Origin of the sequence: Paraburkholderia sp. LEh10, assembly GCF_017814945.1 — a bacterium.
Classification (GTDB): Bacteria; Pseudomonadota; Gammaproteobacteria; order Burkholderiales; family Burkholderiaceae; genus Paraburkholderia.
This window is the reverse complement of the sequence record NZ_JAGIPX010000004.1, coordinates 72597-89686: the sequence shown is the minus strand read 5'-3', so window position 1 is coordinate 89686 and position 17090 is coordinate 72597. Positions and strand designations below refer to the sequence as shown.

The following is a 17090-nucleotide window of genomic DNA, read 5'->3' as shown; positions in this document are numbered from 1 at the left end:
TGACTCGACTGCGTACTGCAACTTCGAACTTCTGATGCTTCCACTGCCGGAACTGCGTGCTGCCTGTACTGCGCGGTACTGCCTGCTACGAAATCCGTACTTCGGCTTAGTGACCGAAGAACACCGAGCCCGGGCCCGTCACCGGCTCGTGCTTGCCAGCTTGCGACGAACCGTTTTGCACGCCGCCGTACGCGACTGCGTTGGCTTGTTGCGCTTCGGCTGCCAGCGTCTGCGCGTTCTGGCCTTGCTGCGAAGCCGGCGCGCCAACCGTCGGGTTGTAGTGCGGAGCCGGACCGTAGCCGCTTGCGAAAGCGGGAGCTGCCAGCGTGGCGGATGCGGCGATCAGAACTGCGGCGATAAGCTTGGTCTTCATAATATGAACTCTCCGTAATGTTTGATTCAGTAAGACGTTGCGGGCGGTGCTCTGAAGCGGTCTGTTCGCAACGTCGATGGAAAGCAGTGTATACCCCTACTATCGATTCTTTGTGCCGATAATTTGAAATTACTATTCTGAGATAAGAAACAATGCTGGGAGGCCCATCGGACGGGCATTTCGCGCGTATGCGCCCTTATAAACGAGTCGGCGCGGCTGAAAACTCATGAAAATCATGGGCTTCCGAAGATGATGCGGCGCGCAAGGAAGAGTGCGGGCGCGGGTTGCGGTAAAATCGTGGGCTAATCGTTTGTTTCCATTTCGGTACGCCGCCCCATGTCTTCGAAGCCTGCTGCCAGTCCCCGCCGCGTATCCGTGGCGCCGATGATGGACTGGACCGACCGCCACTGCCGCTCGTTTCACCGCACGCTGTCGCGGCACGCCTGGCTGTATACGGAGATGGTGACGACGGGCGCGCTGATTCACGGCGACGTCGCGCGCCATCTCGCGTTTACCGCCGACGAAGCGCCCGTCGCGCTGCAGCTCGGCGGCAGCGAGCCTGACGATTTGGCGCATTCGGCGAAGCTCGGTGAGCGGTGGGGCTACGACGAGATCAATCTGAATTGCGGCTGCCCGTCGGAGCGCGTGCAGCGCGGCGCATTTGGCGCGTGTCTGATGAACGAACCGCAACTCGTCGCCGATTGCGTGAAGGCAATGCGTGATGCGGTGTCGGTGCCCGTGACGGTCAAGCACCGGATCGGCGTGGACGCCGTCGACGAGTATTCGTTCGTGCGCGACTTCGTCGGCACGGTTGCCGATGCCGGTTGCGAAGTCTTCATCGTGCACGCGCGCAATGCGATCCTCAAAGGGCTGAGTCCGAAAGAGAACCGCGAAATTCCGCCGCTCAAGTACGACTACGCGTACCGCCTGAAGCGCGATTTTCCGCAACTCGAGATCATCATCAACGGCGGGATCAAGACGCTCGACGAAGTCGACGCGCATCTGAAACATGTCGACGGCGTGATGCTAGGGCGGGAGGCGTATCACAACCCGTATGTGCTCGCTGATGTCGACGCGCGGTTCTACGGCGCGTCCGATGCCGCCCCGACGCGCGAGGAAGCGGAAGCGAAGCTGATCGAGTATTGCCGCGCCGAGCTTGCGCGCGGCACGTATCTCGGCGCGATCGTGCGCCACGCGCTGGGGCTGTATCGCGGCGTGGCGGGCTCGCGTGGCTGGCGACGGGTGCTGTCGGATAGCAAAAAGCTGCAGGCTCGCGATCTCGCCATTTTCGACGAGGCGCGGCAGCATTTGCGCGAGCCCAGCGAAATCTTTGAATAAGGGCTTTGCAAATACGGTTCGTGTTTGTATAATCTCGCTTCTTCGTTGCTGACCAGCGCTTCACGGCAGGCAGCGAATGTGTAGGGCAGTGGTGGCTGTAGCTCAGTTGGTAGAGTCCAGGATTGTGATTCCTGTCGTCGTGGGTTCGAGTCCCATCAGCCACCCCAAAGAATTCAGCGTACCGAAACGGCATTGAGAGCAATCTCAGTGCCGTTTTTGTTTCGGGGTCCATGACATGCGGCGCGAAGCACCGTACGCGCGCCGCGCCGACCGACCCGCCTCATCTTTTGCGCAACGGCTCGAGCAACCCTTTCAGTCCGTTGTGATCGATCTCGTGCATCAGCGCGAGCAAACGCCCAATCTCGCCGGGCGGAAAGCCTTCGCGCGCGAACCAGTTCAGATAATGCCCAGGCAGATCGGCGATTAGGCGCCCTTTGTACTTGCCGAACGGCATCGTTCGAGTCACAAGCAATTCAAACTGTTCGACATTCATCGCGGCGCGTAATCGATACCAAACCGGTTTAAAAAAATTCGAGGCATCCAGCCCCACATCAGCCACTCAAGCCCGTTCCCGCCGATGCCCGCTGACATGCGCGCCCGCGTCGCGTTCGAGCCCGAACACATCGGCGATCGCCACCAGCCCGAGCGCGGCGACCAGCAAAAACGCGACGTTGAAATCGGCAGGCGTCACCGGCTGCACATCGTGTCCGTGCAGCCACGCGGCAAGCCGCAGCGCAATCGCCCCAAGCGCGACGCCCATGCGCATCGTCAACTGCGTCGGCGTCCGACATGACACTCCGAACGTTGTAAGCGCATCGAAACTGGCCGCGGCTGCCTGCGGCCACCCGACATTCTAGCCACGCACGCGTCGCGCGCGGACGTGGTAATTTCGCGCTTTGGCGATTTATAACCAGCAAGTACGCGAACAGGAACACACGATGGAATACCGCAGACTCGGCGATACGGATGTGCAGGTCAGCCTGATCGGTCTCGGCACGATGACGTGGGGCGAGCAGAACACGGAGCGCGACGCTCACGGGCAGATCGACTATGCGCTCAATCAGGGCGTGACGCTGATCGATGCCGCCGAGATGTATCCCGTGCCGCCGCGCCCCGAAACGCAGGGTTCGACGGAGCGCTACATCGGCACGTGGATCGCGCAGCATCGCGGCCAGCGCGACAAGATCGTGCTCGCGACCAAGATCGCAGGGCCCGCGCGTCAGCCGCACAACCCGCGCCATATTCGCGGCGAGGGCAACCAGTTCGACCGCAGGAATCTCACGCAAGCGCTGCACGATAGCCTTAAGCGCCTGCAAACGGATTACGTCGATCTGTACCAGTTGCACTGGCCCGATCGCAGCACGATGACGTTCGGCCGCCCCGCGTATCCGTGGATCGACGATGCCTATACGGTGCCCATCGAGGAGACGCTGGCCGTGCTCGCAGAGTTCGTGAAGGAAGGGAAGGTGCGTCATATCGGCGTGTCGAACGAAACGCCCTGGGGTGTCGCGCAGTTTCTGCGCGCGTCGGAGAAGCTCGGCTTGCCGCGCATCGTGACGATCCAGAATCCATATAGCCTGCTGAACCGCACGTTCGAAGCGGGGCTGTCCGAGTTCACGCATCGCGAGCATGTCGGGCTGCTCGCGTATTCGCCGCTCGCGTTCGGCTGGCTGTCGGGCAAATACGAAGGCGGCGCGCGTCCGGCGGGCGCGCGCATCACGCTGTTCGAGCGCTTCCAGCGCTACAGCAAACCGCAAGCCGTGCAGGCGACCACGCGCTATGTCGAGCTTGCGAAGCGCCATGGCCTGTCGCCCGCGCAACTGGCGCTCGCGTTCGTCAACAGCCGGCCGTTTCTGACGAGCAATCTGATCGGCGCGACGTCGCTCGATCAACTCAAAGAGAACATCGCGAGCGTCGACGTGAAGCTTTCGCCGGAACTGCTCGCCGAGATCGACGCGCTGCACGAATTGCAGCCGAATCCCGCGCCCTGAGTGCGTCGCGTGGTTCGAGCGCTTGACGTGCCGGTTGGCCGCGAGCATGCCAACGGGCTGACGGGGCCGTGCCGCGATATGAGTGTCGCGGCAGGCTGACGGCGCGTTCCGAAGTGAATTCCAAAGCAAGTTCCAAAGCGAATTCCAAAGCGCGTTCCAATGCGAATTTCGCCGCAAAACCTGCACGCACCGTCACGCCCGTTCGACAACTCGCGTACGATAGCGCGCTGGCGTGCGCCGCATCGGCGGCCACGCGCGCTATCGAGAAGAAGGACCGACCCACGACGATGACCACCACGCGTTCCGCCCCTTCGCCCGCCGCCTCGACCTGGCCGATTTTCGTGCTGCTCGCGGTTGCCGGGCTTTTCTACGTTAAATGGTTTCCGTACTACAACCGCGCGTTCACGGCGGCATCGACGCATTCGATCGGCACGTCGATTCTGATGGGCACGGCGGCGAGCCCGCCTGCGCCGTCGTGGAACGCGGCGCTCGGCTACGCGCTCGCGTACGGCAAGGCGATCTGGCAGGCGATGGTGCTCGGCCTGCTGCTCGGCTCGGCTGTGCAGGCTTTGTTGCCCGCGCACTGGGTCGCGCGGCTGCTCGGCAAGACTGGCTTCGGCAGCGTCGCGGCGGGCGGCCTGCTGGCGCTGCCAGGCATGATGTGCACGTGCTGCGCGGCACCCGTCGTCGCCGGCTTGCGCGAGCGGCAGGCTTCGCCGGGCGGCGCGATCGCGTTCTGGCTCGGCAACTCGGTGCTCAATCCTGCGACGCTCGTGTTCATGAGCTTCGTGCTCGGCTGGCACTGGGCGGGACTGCGGCTCGTGCTCGGCATCGTCATGGTATTCGGCCTCGGTTATCTCGTGAACCGGCTCGTCACGCCCGCCGAGGCGCAAGCGGCCAACACGCGGCTCGTCGAGCTCGTCGACGAACAGCGCGCCGGCAATCCGTTTGCGCGCTGGCTGTCGATTTTCGCGCGGATGGCGGTGCGTCTCGTGCCCGAATACATCGTGCTGATCCTGCTGCTCGGCGCGGCGCGCGCGTGGCTCTTTCCGCACGTCGGGCCTGAAATCGGCAACGGCTTCATATGGATCGTCGCGCTGGCCGTCGCGGGCATGCTGTTCGTGATCCCGACAGCGGGCGAAGTGCCCATTATTCAGGCGATGCTGTCGCTCGGCATGGGCGTCGGCCCCGCCGGCGCGCTGCTGATGACGCTGCCGCCCGTCAGTGTGCCGTCGCTCGCGATGCTCGCGCGCTCGTTCCGTCCGCGCGTGCTGACGATCGTGGCTGTCGCGGTGGTCGGGTTCGGCATCGTCGCCGGGCTGCTCGCGGTGGCGCTCGGCTTCTGATGAATCGGCGGTAATAAATCGCGGCGTCGCTGTGCCGAATCTCGTCCTAAACTGGGGAAGCAAGCGGGGTGCGCGCGCATCCCGCCTGTGCCCGCTTGCCGTTGCGCTGCGAGGCGCTGCGGGAACGGGACGGATCCACGCTGACGCCCGCTCGACACCTTGCGGCAAGCTGCCGCAAGGCACGCGCAGGACGGCCCGGACGGCGCCCGATGGCGCCAATCTGCACAAGGCGGCGCCAAGGCGGCATGAACGAGCGCGAAGCAGTACAAGGCAGCATTCACACGGCGGGCAACCGCCAATCAGTTAATTCAGGACATCGCATGGCCCAACAAAAAACCAATCCGAAACTCGAGCAGGCGCTGACGCGCGGGGATCTCGCCATTCGTCAGGCCAACTCGGCGCGCGCAACGGCGGTGCTGCGTGCATTGGGCAAGATGATCGTCGATGCATCAGCGACGATCGGCGTCGAAGCGCACACGTCGATTCCCGACGGCGACCGCATCTACGATCCCGTCGACGGCTTGTGGCCGCAGGCGTTGCTGGTGTCGCTCGATGGCCCCGTCGAGGAGGCCGATCCCGAAGAGCTGCGCACCATCCGACTGCGCTCGGACGATCCCAACACGGTCTTCCGCGTCGAATGGCATCGTGCGGACGGCAAGATCGGGCGTCAGGAAGGCGGCCCGTTCGCGACGGTCGAGTTCATCTCGGACGTCGACGTGCCGTGGTCCGACGACGAAGATTGATCTGAACGGATCTCACAGGCGTTGGGGCGCCGCGGCGCGGGCTTGCGCGCGCCGTCAGCGCATCATCCGGCGGCGGAACAGCACCGCCGACACGCAAAACGGCACCACCACATAAACGGCCAGCACGCCGACATGCAGCGCGATATCGTCGACGGGACGATCGAGCATTGCGGCCCGGATCAGGTCCACGGCATGCGCAAGGGGCAGTGCTTGAGCCGCGAGCTGCGCGGCGGGCGGCATTTGCGCCAGCGGGAAAAAGACGCCGGAGAGCAGCAGCATCGGCGTCAACACCAGCGTCTGATAAAACATGAAGAAATCGTATGACGGCGCGAGCGCCGTCACGATCATGGCGGCGCTGGCGAACGCCAGCCCCGCCAGCACGATGACGGGCAGCGCGAGGAGCATCGACGGAAAGCTCGCGTAGCCGAGCGCGCCCGCCACCAGCATGATCGCAACGCCCGACAGCACAGCCTTGCTGGCCGCCCAGACGATCTCTCCGAGCACGATGTCGCCGAGCGTGAGCGGCGTATGCATGATGGCCTCCCACGTGCGCTGCACGTGCATCCGCGAAAACCCCGAGTACATCGACTCGAAGCTCGCCGACATCATCACGCTCGACGCCACCGTGCCCGCCGCGAGAAACGCGATGTACGACACGCCGTCGACGCGGCCGACCATCAGCCCGAGGCCGAAACCGAGGCCGAACAGATAGATCATCGGATCGGCGAGATTGCCGAACATCGACGCGAGCGCGAGCTTGCGCCACACCAGATAGTTGCGCCGCCAGACGGCGATCCAGTTGACGGCATTTGCCGGCAGCGCGGCAAAACGCTCGCGCATCGGCTCGGTATGTTCGGGGGTGTCGTAGGCGCGTGCGTCCATTGTCGTTCGGTGCGGTTTCGTGGCGCTGGTTATCGTGATTGCGCTCGCAGCGCTAGTCCTGCATCTCGCGGCCCGTGAGCCGCAGAAACACGTCTTCGAGATTCGCCGGCCGATGCAGATAGCGCAGTCCCGCGCGCTGCTTCAGCCTCGCGTGCACGGGTTGCGGATCATCGACGTAGCAAAAGAGCGTCTCGCCGCTGATTTCCGTGCGCACGGAGAGCGGTGCGAGTTCGTCGCGCAGCGCCAACGGGTCGGGACCGTACACCTCGATCACGTCACAGCCGATTTCTGAAGCAATCAATTCGTTCGGCGCGCCTTCGGCAATCTTGCGTCCTTCTTCGATCACGCACAGCCGGTGACACAGACGTTCCGCTTCCTCCATGAAGTGCGTGGTCAGCAGGATCGTCTTGCCGCGCGCGAGCAGCGAGCGCAGCCGCTCCCAGATCAGATGGCGCGCCTGCGGGTCGAGGCCCGTGGTCGGCTCGTCCATGATGAGCACATCGGGATCGTTGATGAGCGCGCGCGCCAGCGTAAGACGCCGCTTCATGCCGCCCGACAGTTCGCCGACGCGCGCGTCCGCCTTGCTTTCCAGCCGTGCGAATTCGAGCAGCGACGGCACCATCGCGCGGCACTTCGCGGCGGACAGGCCGAAGTAGCGGCCGAATACCAGCAGGTTTTCTCGGACCGTGAAGTCGGGATCGAGATTGTCGAACTGAGGCACTACGCCGACGCGTGCCCGCGCAAACCGCGAGCGTCCTGGAATCGGTTCGCCGCACAGCCGGATGCTGCCGGCGTCGGGTGCGGCGATGCCGAGCAGCATCCGCAGCGTGGTCGTCTTGCCCGCGCCGTTGGGACCCAGCAGTCCGAAACATTCGCCCGTGCGCACATGAAAGGACAGGCCGTCGACGACGGTTTTGTCGCCATAGCGCTTTTCGACCTGACGAAACTCGATTGCGGCTTCAGACATACGAAAACGGATGCTCCGGAGTGTGCACAGCGGGTTCGACGCGTCGCGCCAGGCGCGATTTCGCAAATGGTGCAAAGCGCGACGCGGCTGCCCATTGTAGGGCATTGGGCGAACCGCGTTTGGCGGATGGATACGCGTTGCTGGCGTAGCTGACCGCCCATCTTGCGGTGCGTCATGCTCGACTGCGCGGGAGGCCGCACTTAGCGTTTTCCATCCCTTGCATGTCGAATTGCGGCGCACCATGATTCAAGCGAGACCGCGATGGTCGCGGGAAGGGGGGAAGCGAAATGGCGAGCTACAACAAGATTCTGCTGTGCTACGACGGCTCGCGCGAAGGCCGCAAGGCGCTGCGTTGCGGCGCGAATCTGGCGCTGGATCTGAAGGCGGAAACGCATTTGCTGTCGGTGGTCGACATGCGTTCGAGCATTGCCCAAAGCGCGGGCCTGCTGACGGATGTCGCGTGCGGCAGCTTCGAGAAGACCGCGCGCGAAATTCTGCAGGAAGGCGTCGACTGGCTCACCGAGCGCGGCGTGAGGGCGACGGGGCACTTCGCGTTCGGCCATCCGATCGACGAGATTGCGTCGCTCGCTGAAGAGCTGCATGTCGATCTCGTGGTGGTCGGGCATCGCTGCCGTACGGGCCTGTCGCGCTGGTGGATGGGCGCGGGCAACACGCCGCTGCTGGACCGCGTGTCGTGCAGCATTCTTGTCGCGTGTTCGTCGGGAGCCGAGGAGGCGCAAGCGGCGGCGTGAAGCATCCGCCGAATTGCAGGCATTCGATCACGCATCAGCCGTTCAGATCGACGGCTGACAGCTTCCACATGAAGAGTCCATGGCGGCGGAAGATCGCTGCGTAGCGCGTGTCGCCGACACCGTGCTGATAACTGACGACAAACTCGTTGACGCCCCGATATCCCGCCGTGGTTTGCGGCGGCTGCGGCGGTGTCTTCTCGCTGCGCGAGGCGCCGGGCGCAGGCGGCGGCGCTGGATTATCTGCGGGTTTCCCTGTTGAACCATCTGCCGGCGCGGCAGGCGGCGGAGGCGGACGCTCACCCGGTTCGCCACGTGGCGGCATGCCATTGAGCAACGCGGCAACGCCATCGGGTGTCGCGTACGCATCAACGAGCGGGCCGATCAACGCCACGCCGATCATCGCACCGATTGCGGCAAGCGGATTGCCGTTGTGCTGCACGTCGAGCCGCCGCGTCAACAGCCCGGTGACCTGCAATTTCAGGCTGTCGCGCAGCGCCGGGTAATCGACGTATTCGTTGACCGTTGCGACATCGCGTGAATCGGCGGCGCGTTTGAGCCGGTCGAGCGCGATATAGGGTGAAGCATACGCATAACCCGATACCGCAACCACGACGACGACGATCAACGCGATCAGAAGCGGCCGGCCAACCCGGCCTTTCATGCGTGCAGGACCTGCCATTGTGCGGGGACTCTCCGTTTTCAGTTTCGATCCGATGTGGACCCGATCGGCATTAAAACGATCCCGCGAATTTGCTTGCTAGCGCGCTTGCATGTTGTGTGTCTGATGCACACGACACGCAGCCGCTCACGCCGCCTGCGTCGCGAGCCGGTCGGCTTCTTCCGCGATTGCGCGATCGATCATCTGGCACACGGCGTCGACCGTGCCGACCATGATCGTGCGCGACGGACCGTGATAGACGCGCACGGGCGCGCGGCGCGCGGGCTCCGTATTGAGCGCCGAGTTCAATGACACGCGCGCGAACGCGGGCAGCGCGGAGGGCAGCGCCTGACGCTCGTCGTCGAAGAGCGACGCCGTGCGGCCTGCGAGATGCGACGCGTCGCCGCTCGATGCAAGCGCGCTGAGCGACTCACTGAGCGGCGCGCAGGGCACGAGATTGCGCAGGTGGCGAAGGCGACCGAACTGACGAAAAGGCAGCAAGCGGGCAAGGCGTTCCATGAGTCTCTCCAGACAGTGCTCTGATGATCAGAATTCCGTCGGCCGGATCAGCCCGACCGCGATGCCTTCCAGCGCGAAATCCGCGCTGCCGGCCTGAACGAAAATATTCTCGTAGTCGGGGTTCTCGGCGATCAGTTCGATGCCGTTCGGCCGGCGCTTCAGGCGCTTCACCGTCACGTCGTCGCCCAGACGCGCGACGATGATCTGACCGTCTTTCGCTTCGCTCTTTTTCTGCACCGCAAGCAGGTCGCCGTCGAAGATGCCTGCGTCGCGCATCGACAGGCCGCGCACTTTAAGCAGGTAGTCGGGTTTGCTGGAGAAGAGCGCCGGGTCACATGTGAAGTGCTGCGAAATATGTTCTTGCGCGAGGATCGGGCTGCCCGCCGCGACACGGCCGATCAGCGGCAGCGACAACTGCATGATGCTCGCGTGCGGCAGCGTGAACTGATGCGGCGCGTCGTCCTGGCTCGTGATCAAGCGGATGCCGCGCGATGCGCCTGCGGCCAGTTCGATCACTCCTTTGCGCGCCAGCGCCCGCAGATGTTCTTCCGCCGAATTGGCCGAGCTGAAGCCAAGTTCTGCCGCGATTTCGGCACGCGTGGGCGGAAAGCCCGTGCGCTCGATGGCGCGGCGGATCAGATCGAAAACCTGCTGCTGTCGTGCGGTGAGTTTGGTCATGGCGCCACTGTATGGATAGACAGGTGACTGTATTTTTATACAGTATCCGGCGCATTTCAAGCTTTACTTTAAGTTCGTCGCCGCGGGTGTCGCGGGAACGTCGGAAACGGGCGTCCGAGCGTCGCCGGTGCTGCGTTTGCGAACAGAAGCGGTTCCTTTACCACTATTGCATATTAAAAAATGAAGAAACATTATTTTTAATGATGAAAGCCCTTCGATAGACTGGCCTCCACTGATGCAACAGCAACACAGGCGCCGCACGAGAGCCGCTTGCAGCTTGTGAAGCAGCGAATCGCGGCAGGCAGCGGAAACAACCAGGGCGTGCTGGCACGCGCAGTCAAACCAACAAGACGGAGAAGGTCGATGGGCAATCGGAATACGGGGTTGGCGGGGGCGGCAAGGAAGGCCGTCGCGGGCAGACGCGGCGCGGCGAAGCGGCTCTTGGCGGCGCTCGCGCTGGGCGCGGCGTCGGCGCTGGCGCTGGTCGGCCCGGCGCATGCGGATACCACGATGCTGAACGTGTCGTACGACCCGACCCGCGAGCTGTATCAGGACGTCAACCAGGCGTTCGGCAAGCAATGGAAGTCGAAGACGGGCGAATCGGTCACCTTCAAGCAGTCGCACGGCGGCTCGGGCGCGCAGGCGCGTGCGGTGCTCGACGGTCTGCAGGCCGACGTCGTGACGCTCGCGCTCGCTTACGACATCGACGCGCTCGCCAACAAGGGCGTCGTCGACAGGAACTGGCAGACGCGCCTGCCCGACAACGCGTCGCCGTACACGTCGACGATCGTGTTCCTCGTGCGCAAGGGCAATCCAAAGCACATCAAGGACTGGGACGACCTCATCAAGCCGGGCGTGTCGATCGTCACGCCGAATCCGAAAACTTCGGGCGGCGCGCGCTGGAACTACCTGGCGGCGTGGGCGTACGCGGCGCATCAGCCGGGCGGCAACGACCAGAAGGCGAAGGAGTTCGTGACGAAGCTCTACAAGAACGCGGGCGTGCTCGACTCCGGCGCGCGCGGCGCGACGACGAGCTTCGTGCAGCGCGGCATCGGCGATGTGCTGATCGCATGGGAAAACGAAGCGTTCCTGTCCGTGAAGGAGTTCGGCACCGACAAGTTCGAGATCGTCGTGCCGTCGGCGAGCATCCTGGCCGAGCCGCCCGTTGCGGTGGTGGACAAGGTGGTCGACAAGCACGGCACGCGCAAGCTCGCCGAAGCGTATCTGAACTTCCTCTACAGCGACGAGGGGCAGGAGATCGCGGCGAAGAACTTCTATCGTCCGCGGTCGGCCAAGGTGCCCACGGCATTGACCGCGAAGTTTCCGAAGCTGAAGCTGTACACGGTCGACGACTCGTTCGGCGGCTGGGCGAATGCGCAGAAGACGCACTTTGCCGACGGCGGCGTGTTCGATTCGATTTACCAGCCGCAATGACGCGACGGTGCGGCGATGTTTGAGGAAAGCGCGCCCGTGGGCGCGCTTTCGGCAATGGACGGGCGGCACTGAGCGGTGCGCGCGTTGCAACGCATAACCTGAAAGAGCTTTTCGCATGACGACGTTGACCTTTCGCAAGCCAAGCGCGATACCCGGCTTTGGCGTGACGCTCGGCATCACGGTGGCGTATCTGAGCCTCGTGGTGCTGATACCGCTCGCGGCCACTTTCCTCAAGACGGCCACGCTCGACTGGAGCCAGTTCGTGCGCGCCGTTTCATCGCCGCGCGTGCTGGCGTCGTACCGGCTGACGTTCTTCGCGGGGCTCGGCGGCGCGCTGATCAATGCCGTGTTCGGCTTTCTCGTCGCCTGGGTGCTGGTGCGCTACAGGTTCCCGTTCAAGCGCATTGTCGATGCCGTCGTCGATCTGCCGTTCGCGCTGCCGACATCCGTCGCAGGCATCTCGCTCGCGGCGATCTATTCGGGCAACGGCTGGGTCGGCCAGTTTCTCGAACCGCTCGATATCAAGATCGCGTTCACGCCGGCCGGCGTGCTGGTCGCGCTGACTTTCATCGGCTTGCCGTTCGTCGTGCGGACGGTGCAGCCCGTGCTCGAAGAGTTCGAGCGCGAGCAGGAGGAAGCGGCCGCGTGCCTCGGCGCGTCGCGCTGGCTGACGTTCCGCCGTGTCGTGCTGCCCGCCGTGTTCCCCGCGTTGCTGACGGGCTTCGCGCTCGCGTTCGCGCGCGCGCTCGGCGAGTACGGCTCGGTGATCTTCATCGCGGGCAACGTGCCGATGAAGTCGGAGATCACGTCGCTGCTCATCATCACGAAGCTCGAGCAGTACGACTATGCGGGCGCGACGGCGCTCGCCGTCGTGATGCTGGTGGTGTCGTTCGTGATGCTGCTGCTGATCAACACGCTGCAGTGGTATCTGCAGCGGCGCACGAGCCGCGGACGCACGGCGCCGTCCGCGACGTCTGTCACGACGCCCGGCGCCACGCTGACGGGAGGTGCGCAATGAGCCGGGATTCCGTGGTGCTGTCGGGCCCGGCCGCGAGCGGCGCCAATGCGTCGCGCCGGCCCGACCCGGTGACCGAGCCGCGCGTCGTGCGCTGGGTTCTGACGGGCATCGCGCTGCTGTTTCTCGCGCTGTTCCTCGTGCTGCCGCTCGTCGCCGTGTTTTATCAGGCGTTGAGCAAGGGCATCGTGTTCTATTTCGAGTCGCTCGCCGATCCCGATGCCGTTTCCGCGATCAAGCTCACGCTGCTGACGGCCGCGATCGCCGTGCCGCTGAATCTCGTGTTCGGTCTCGCGGCGTCATGGTGTATCGCGAAGTTCGAATTTCGCGGCAAGGCGCTGCTGACGACGCTGATCGACTTGCCGTTTTCCGTGTCGCCTGTCATTTCCGGCCTGATCTACGTGCTGATGTTCGGCGCGCAAGGCTGGTTCGGCCCGTGGCTGGCCGATCACAACGTACAGATCATCTTCGCCGTGCCCGGCATCGTGCTGGCGACGATCTTCGTCACGTTCCCGTTCGTCGCGCGCGAACTGATTCCGTTGATGCAGGCGCAAGGCAACGACGAAGAAGAAGCCGCGCATGTGCTCGGCGCGTCGGGCTGGCAGATCTTCCGGCGGGTCACGCTGCCCAATGTGAAATGGGGCCTGCTGTATGGCGTGATCCTGTGCAACGCGCGCGCGATGGGCGAGTTCGGCGCGGTGTCGGTGGTGTCGGGCCATATTCGCGGGCAGACGGATACGATGCCGCTGCACGTCGAGATTCTCTACAACGAATATAACTTTTCGGCGGCGTTCGCCGTGGCGTCGGTACTCGCGCTGCTCGCGCTCGTCACGCTCGGCCTCAAGCTGCTTGCCGAGCGTCACATGTCGGCGGAGCTGGCGAGCGCGCGTGATGTGCCCGCGCACGCAGGTCCCGTCACGAAGACGGCCGCACAGTCGAACCAGGCCGCCACGCAATCGGTCCAGTAAGGAGAGTGGTCAAAGATGGGCATCACCGTACGCAATCTGCAAAAACGCTTTGGCGATTTCACCGCGCTCGACAATGTCTCGCTCGATTTTCCGCCGGGCGAACTCGTCGCCCTGCTTGGACCTTCGGGCTGCGGCAAGACCACGTTGTTGCGCGTGATCGCCGGCCTCGAATACGCCGACGCGGGCCAGGTCGTGCTGCAAGGCCAGGACGTCGCTGAAGTGGGCGCGCGCGAGCGCAACGTCGGCTTCGTGTTTCAGCACTACGCGCTGTTCCGTCACATGACGGTGTTCGAGAACGTCGCGTTCGGTTTGCGCGTGAAGCCGCGCAACGAGCGTCCGTCCGAAGCCGTGATCCGCGAGAAGGTGCACGAACTGCTCAAGCTCGTGCAGCTCGACTGGCTCGCGCAGCGCTATCCGTCAGAACTGTCGGGCGGCCAGCGGCAGCGTATCGCGCTCGCGCGCGCGCTTGCTGTCGAGCCTAAAGTGCTGCTGCTCGATGAGCCGTTCGGCGCGCTCGATGCGAAGGTGCGCAAGGAGCTGCGTAGCTGGCTGCGCCGTCTGCATGACGATCTGCATATCTCGACGATCTTCGTCACGCATGACCAGGAAGAAGCCCTCGAAGTCGCGGACCGCATTGTCGTGCTGAATCACGGCAAGGTCGAGCAGGTGGGCAGCCCGCAAGAGGTGTATGACCATCCGCAGACGTCATTCGTCTATGAGTTTCTTGGTGCGGCGAACCGCTTGCATGGCAGCGTCGACGGCAAGGGCTTCGTCGTCGATGGCGCGTTGCAGCCGATCGCGATCGAAGCGAACTTCGAGGGTCCTGCTTTCGCCTATGTGCGTCCGCACGATCTCGTGCTGTACCGCGAGGCGTCGGGGCGTCGCGATGGCATCGTGGTCGGCGTGCGGCGCGTGGTGACGCTGGGCGGGTCGGTGCGCGTGGAGCTCGAAGCGCGCGAAGGGCATGTGCTCGAAGCGGAACTCGATCGCGAAGCATGGCGCGAGCTGCAGCTTGCCGTCGGCGATGGCGTGACGGCTGTGCCGCGTGCATTGCGCGTGTTTCCCGCGCACTGATTGCATCCCATTCGGTAACAACAAATTGACTCTGGCTGAACGGGAGACATCGATATGAATTTTCAGCAGTTGCGCTTCGTGCGCGAAGCCGTACGGCAGAACATGAACCTGACGGAAGTCGCGAACGTGCTGTACACGTCGCAGTCGGGCGTGTCGAAGCAGATCAAGGATCTCGAGGACGAACTCGGCGTCGATATCTTCATCAGGCGCGGCAAGCGTCTGACGGGCCTCACGGAACCCGGCAAGGCGGTGCATCAGCTGATCGAGCGGATGCTGCTCGATGCGGAGAACCTGCGCCGCGTCGCGCGTCAATTCGCGGATCAGGACAACGGCCACCTCGTTGTCGCGACGACGCACACGCAGGCACGTTACGCGCTGCCGAAGGTGGTGCGCCAGTTCACCGAGGTCTATCCGAAGGTGCATCTCGCGCTGCGCCAGGGCAGCCCGCAGCAGATCGCGCAGATGATCATCAATGGCGAGGCGGATATCGGCATTTCGACAGAGGCGCTCGACCGCTATCCCGACATCGTCACGTTCCCGTGCTACTCGTGGCATCACGTCGTCGTCGTGCCGAAGGATCACCCGCTCGTCGGCCGCGAGAACCTGACGCTCGAAGAGATCGCCGAGTATCCCATCGTCACGTACGACCAGGACTTCACGGGGCGCTCGCATATCGACCAGGCGTTCGCGAAGGTGGGGGCGATGCCCGACGTCGTGCTGACGGCAATCGATGCCGACGTGATCAAGACTTACGTCGAGCTTGGCATGGGCATCGGCATTGTCGCGGCGATGGCGTTCGATCCGAAACGCGACACCGAACTCGTCGCGCTCGACACACAGCATCTGTTCGAGGCGAGCACGACACGCGTCGGCTTGCGAAAGGGCGCGTTCCTGCGCGCGTACGCGTACCGGCTGATCGAAATGTTCGCGCCGCAGCTGCATGAAGCGGATATTGCGAGCCAGTTGCGCGAGGCGGCCTGATACTGCCCGATACGGCCCTGTAAGGCCCGGTACGGTCCGATACCGCCTTAAGCCAGGGCGTTCTTCGCCGCCGGGCTTTCGTGCAGAAGGCCCGCGTATTCATCGATGGCGGCCGTGCGCACATCGCTTACAATCGCCGCCATGAATACCACCTCTGCTTCAACATCGTCCGCGCTGCCGCGCATCGCCGTGCTTGCCACGGGCGGCACGATTGCGGGCGCGGCCCCCGATGCGACCAATACGTCGGGCTATCAGGCGGGCGTCGTCGGCGTTGGGCAACTGCTTGCCGCCGTGCCGTCGCTCGCGTCGGTGGCGAACGTGCAGGCCGAACAGGTCGCGAGCGTCGACAGCAAGGACATGACGCTTGCGCTATGGACGAAGCTCGCGCAGCGCGTCAACGCGCTGCTCGCTTCTGACGAGATCGACGGCGTCGTCATCACGCACGGCACCGATACGCTCGAAGAAACCGCCTATCTGCTGCATCTGACCGTCAAGGGCGACAAGCCCGTCGTGCTGACGGCGGCGATGCGGCCGTCGTCGGCGTTGTCCGCCGATGGTCCGCTGAATCTGCTCAATGCGGTGACGGTGGCGGGCAAGGCCGAAGCCAAAGGGCAGGGCGTGCTGGTCGCGTTCAACAATCGCATTCATAGCGCGCGCGATGTCGTGAAGACGAGCACGTATGCCGTCGATGCATTCCAGTCGCCCGAAATCGGCGCACTCGGCTGGGTGCAGGACGGACGCGTCGAGTTTCAGCGCGGCGTCGTGCGCCCGCATACGCTTGCGACGCCGTTCGTGATCGGCGACGCGTGGCCTGTCGTCGAAGTGGTGACGAGCTACGCGGGCGTGTCGCGTGTCGCCATCGATGCGCTGGTCGCGGCGGGCGTGCAGGGGATCGTCGTCGCGGGCACGGGTAACGGGTCGATTCACTCGGCTATGCAGACGGCGCTCGCCGAAGCCGCGGCAACGGGCGTGGCGGTCGTGCGCTCGTCGCGCGTCGGTTCGGGGCACGTGATGCACAACGGCGCGGCAGCCGACGATGCGCTCGGGTTCGTCACTGCGGGCGCGTTGAATCCCTACAAGGCGCGCGTGCTGCTGATGCTTGCTCTGGCGGCGGGACTCACGACGGCGGCTGCATTGCAGCAGGTTTTCGATCGTTATTGAGGCCTTCGGATCGAAGTTGTCTGCGTCTTTTTCTGGGGCTGTCGATGGCATGCGCGATGCGGTTCGTTTTGCCTTTGCGCTGGCATCCGCGATGCGCCTCGCGGCGCGGGTGTTGCCCCTGTGCGGGGCGGCACTTACTTTCTTTGCCGCGGCAAAGAAAGTAAGCAAAGAAAGCCGCTCACACCGCCAACCCTTGACCCTTGTCCACGG

19 protein-coding genes and 1 tRNA gene are annotated in these 17090 nt (G+C 64.1%); 12 read left to right on the top strand and 8 right to left on the bottom strand.

Features of this window, described 5'->3' with window-relative positions:
- Positions 1–106: 106 nt before the first annotated feature.
- Entirely contained in the window at positions 107–373 is a 267-nt protein-coding gene (locus J8I87_RS04635; RefSeq protein ID WP_209930274.1) for a hypothetical protein, read from the bottom strand.
- Positions 374–709: 336 nt separating this feature from the next.
- On the opposite strand from J8I87_RS04635, the gene dusA reads away from it, so the two are divergent.
- Both dusA and J8I87_RS04625 read left to right on the top strand, forming a co-directional pair.
- Entirely contained in the window at positions 710–1711 is a 1002-nt protein-coding gene (gene dusA / locus J8I87_RS04630; protein WP_209930273.1) for a tRNA dihydrouridine(20/20a) synthase DusA, read from the top strand.
- A 91-nt stretch (positions 1712–1802) separates the two neighbouring features.
- Positions 1803–1878 (top strand) — tRNA-His (locus tag J8I87_RS04625).
- Between the two features lie 113 nt (positions 1879–1991).
- On the opposite strand, the gene J8I87_RS04620 is transcribed toward J8I87_RS04625, so the two are convergent.
- Both J8I87_RS04620 and J8I87_RS04615 read right to left on the bottom strand, forming a co-directional pair.
- Complete coding sequence (locus tag J8I87_RS04620) at positions 1992–2204, bottom strand: DUF3820 family protein (RefSeq protein WP_209930412.1); 213 nt, start codon at positions 2202–2204, stop codon at positions 1992–1994.
- A 66-nt stretch (positions 2205–2270) separates the two neighbouring features.
- A complete protein-coding gene (locus tag J8I87_RS04615; RefSeq protein WP_245253696.1) occupies positions 2271–2477 on the bottom strand; it encodes a hypothetical protein in 207 nt (68 codons plus the stop codon).
- Between the two features lie 172 nt (positions 2478–2649).
- Here J8I87_RS04615 and J8I87_RS04610 point away from each other — a divergent pair, with 172 nt between their 5' ends.
- The 3 genes from J8I87_RS04610 to J8I87_RS04600 all read left to right on the top strand — a co-directional run bounded on the left by J8I87_RS04610 (position 2650) and on the right by J8I87_RS04600 (position 5791).
- Positions 2650–3702, top strand: coding sequence for an NADP(H)-dependent aldo-keto reductase (locus J8I87_RS04610; protein WP_209930272.1), 1053 nt, complete (start codon positions 2650–2652; stop codon positions 3700–3702).
- 287 nt (positions 3703–3989) lie between these two features.
- Positions 3990–5048 (top strand): permease, encoded by a 1059-nt coding sequence (locus J8I87_RS04605; protein WP_209930271.1) that lies wholly within the window; start codon positions 3990–3992, stop codon positions 5046–5048.
- Between the two features lie 320 nt (positions 5049–5368).
- Positions 5369–5791, top strand: a complete 423-nt coding sequence (locus tag J8I87_RS04600; RefSeq protein ID WP_209930270.1) for a hypothetical protein — start codon at positions 5369–5371, stop codon at positions 5789–5791.
- Between the two features lie 54 nt (positions 5792–5845).
- Here J8I87_RS04600 and J8I87_RS04595 read toward each other — a convergent pair whose 3' ends face one another.
- Positions 5846–6673 carry an ABC transporter permease gene (locus J8I87_RS04595; RefSeq protein ID WP_280923050.1) on the bottom strand — a complete coding sequence of 276 codons (828 nt, stop codon included), beginning with the start codon at positions 6671–6673 and terminating at the stop codon, positions 5846–5848.
- A 52-nt stretch (positions 6674–6725) separates the two neighbouring features.
- Positions 6726–7640 (bottom strand): nodulation factor ABC transporter ATP-binding protein NodI, encoded by a 915-nt coding sequence (gene nodI, locus J8I87_RS04590; protein WP_209930269.1) that lies wholly within the window; start codon positions 7638–7640, stop codon positions 6726–6728.
- A 287-nt stretch (positions 7641–7927) separates the two neighbouring features.
- On the opposite strand from nodI, the gene J8I87_RS04585 reads away from it, so the two are divergent.
- A complete protein-coding gene (locus tag J8I87_RS04585; RefSeq protein ID WP_209930268.1) occupies positions 7928–8392 on the top strand; it encodes a universal stress protein in 465 nt (154 codons plus the stop codon).
- A 34-nt stretch (positions 8393–8426) separates the two neighbouring features.
- Here J8I87_RS04585 and J8I87_RS04580 read toward each other — a convergent pair whose 3' ends face one another.
- The 3 genes from J8I87_RS04580 to lexA form a co-directional block, all read right to left on the bottom strand.
- Positions 8427–9071 (bottom strand): DUF2939 domain-containing protein, encoded by a 645-nt coding sequence (locus tag J8I87_RS04580; RefSeq protein ID WP_209930267.1) that lies wholly within the window; start codon positions 9069–9071, stop codon positions 8427–8429.
- Positions 9072–9197: 126 nt separating this feature from the next.
- Positions 9198–9569, bottom strand: a complete 372-nt coding sequence (locus J8I87_RS04575) for a hypothetical protein (RefSeq protein WP_209930266.1) — start codon at positions 9567–9569, stop codon at positions 9198–9200.
- A 27-nt stretch (positions 9570–9596) separates the two neighbouring features.
- Positions 9597–10247 (bottom strand): transcriptional repressor LexA, encoded by a 651-nt coding sequence (gene lexA, locus J8I87_RS04570; protein ID WP_209930265.1) that lies wholly within the window; start codon positions 10245–10247, stop codon positions 9597–9599.
- A 363-nt stretch (positions 10248–10610) separates the two neighbouring features.
- On the opposite strand from lexA, the gene J8I87_RS04565 reads away from it, so the two are divergent.
- The 6 genes from J8I87_RS04565 (at position 10611) to J8I87_RS04540 (ending at position 16880) form a co-directional block, all read left to right on the top strand.
- Entirely contained in the window at positions 10611–11681 is a 1071-nt protein-coding gene (locus tag J8I87_RS04565) for a sulfate ABC transporter substrate-binding protein (protein WP_209930264.1), read from the top strand.
- A gap of 115 nt (positions 11682–11796) precedes the next feature.
- A complete protein-coding gene (gene cysT / locus J8I87_RS04560; RefSeq protein ID WP_209930263.1) occupies positions 11797–12699 on the top strand; it encodes a sulfate ABC transporter permease subunit CysT in 903 nt (300 codons plus the stop codon).
- The gene (gene cysW, locus J8I87_RS04555; protein ID WP_209930262.1) at positions 12696–13664 is read left to right on the top strand and encodes a sulfate ABC transporter permease subunit CysW; all 969 of its coding nucleotides are present in this window, start codon (positions 12696–12698) and stop codon (positions 13662–13664) included. Before cysT ends, cysW begins: the two co-directional genes overlap by 4 nt.
- A 15-nt stretch (positions 13665–13679) precedes the next feature.
- Positions 13680–14738, top strand: coding sequence for a sulfate/molybdate ABC transporter ATP-binding protein (locus J8I87_RS04550; protein WP_209930261.1), 1059 nt, complete (start codon positions 13680–13682; stop codon positions 14736–14738).
- A gap of 54 nt (positions 14739–14792) precedes the next feature.
- The gene (locus J8I87_RS04545) at positions 14793–15719 is read left to right on the top strand and encodes a CysB family HTH-type transcriptional regulator (RefSeq protein ID WP_209930260.1); all 927 of its coding nucleotides are present in this window, start codon (positions 14793–14795) and stop codon (positions 15717–15719) included.
- A 105-nt stretch (positions 15720–15824) separates the two neighbouring features.
- On the top strand, positions 15825–16880 hold the full coding sequence (locus tag J8I87_RS04540; protein WP_209930259.1) for an asparaginase: 1056 nt from the start codon (positions 15825–15827) through the stop codon (positions 16878–16880).
- Positions 16881–17090 lie beyond the last annotated feature (210 nt).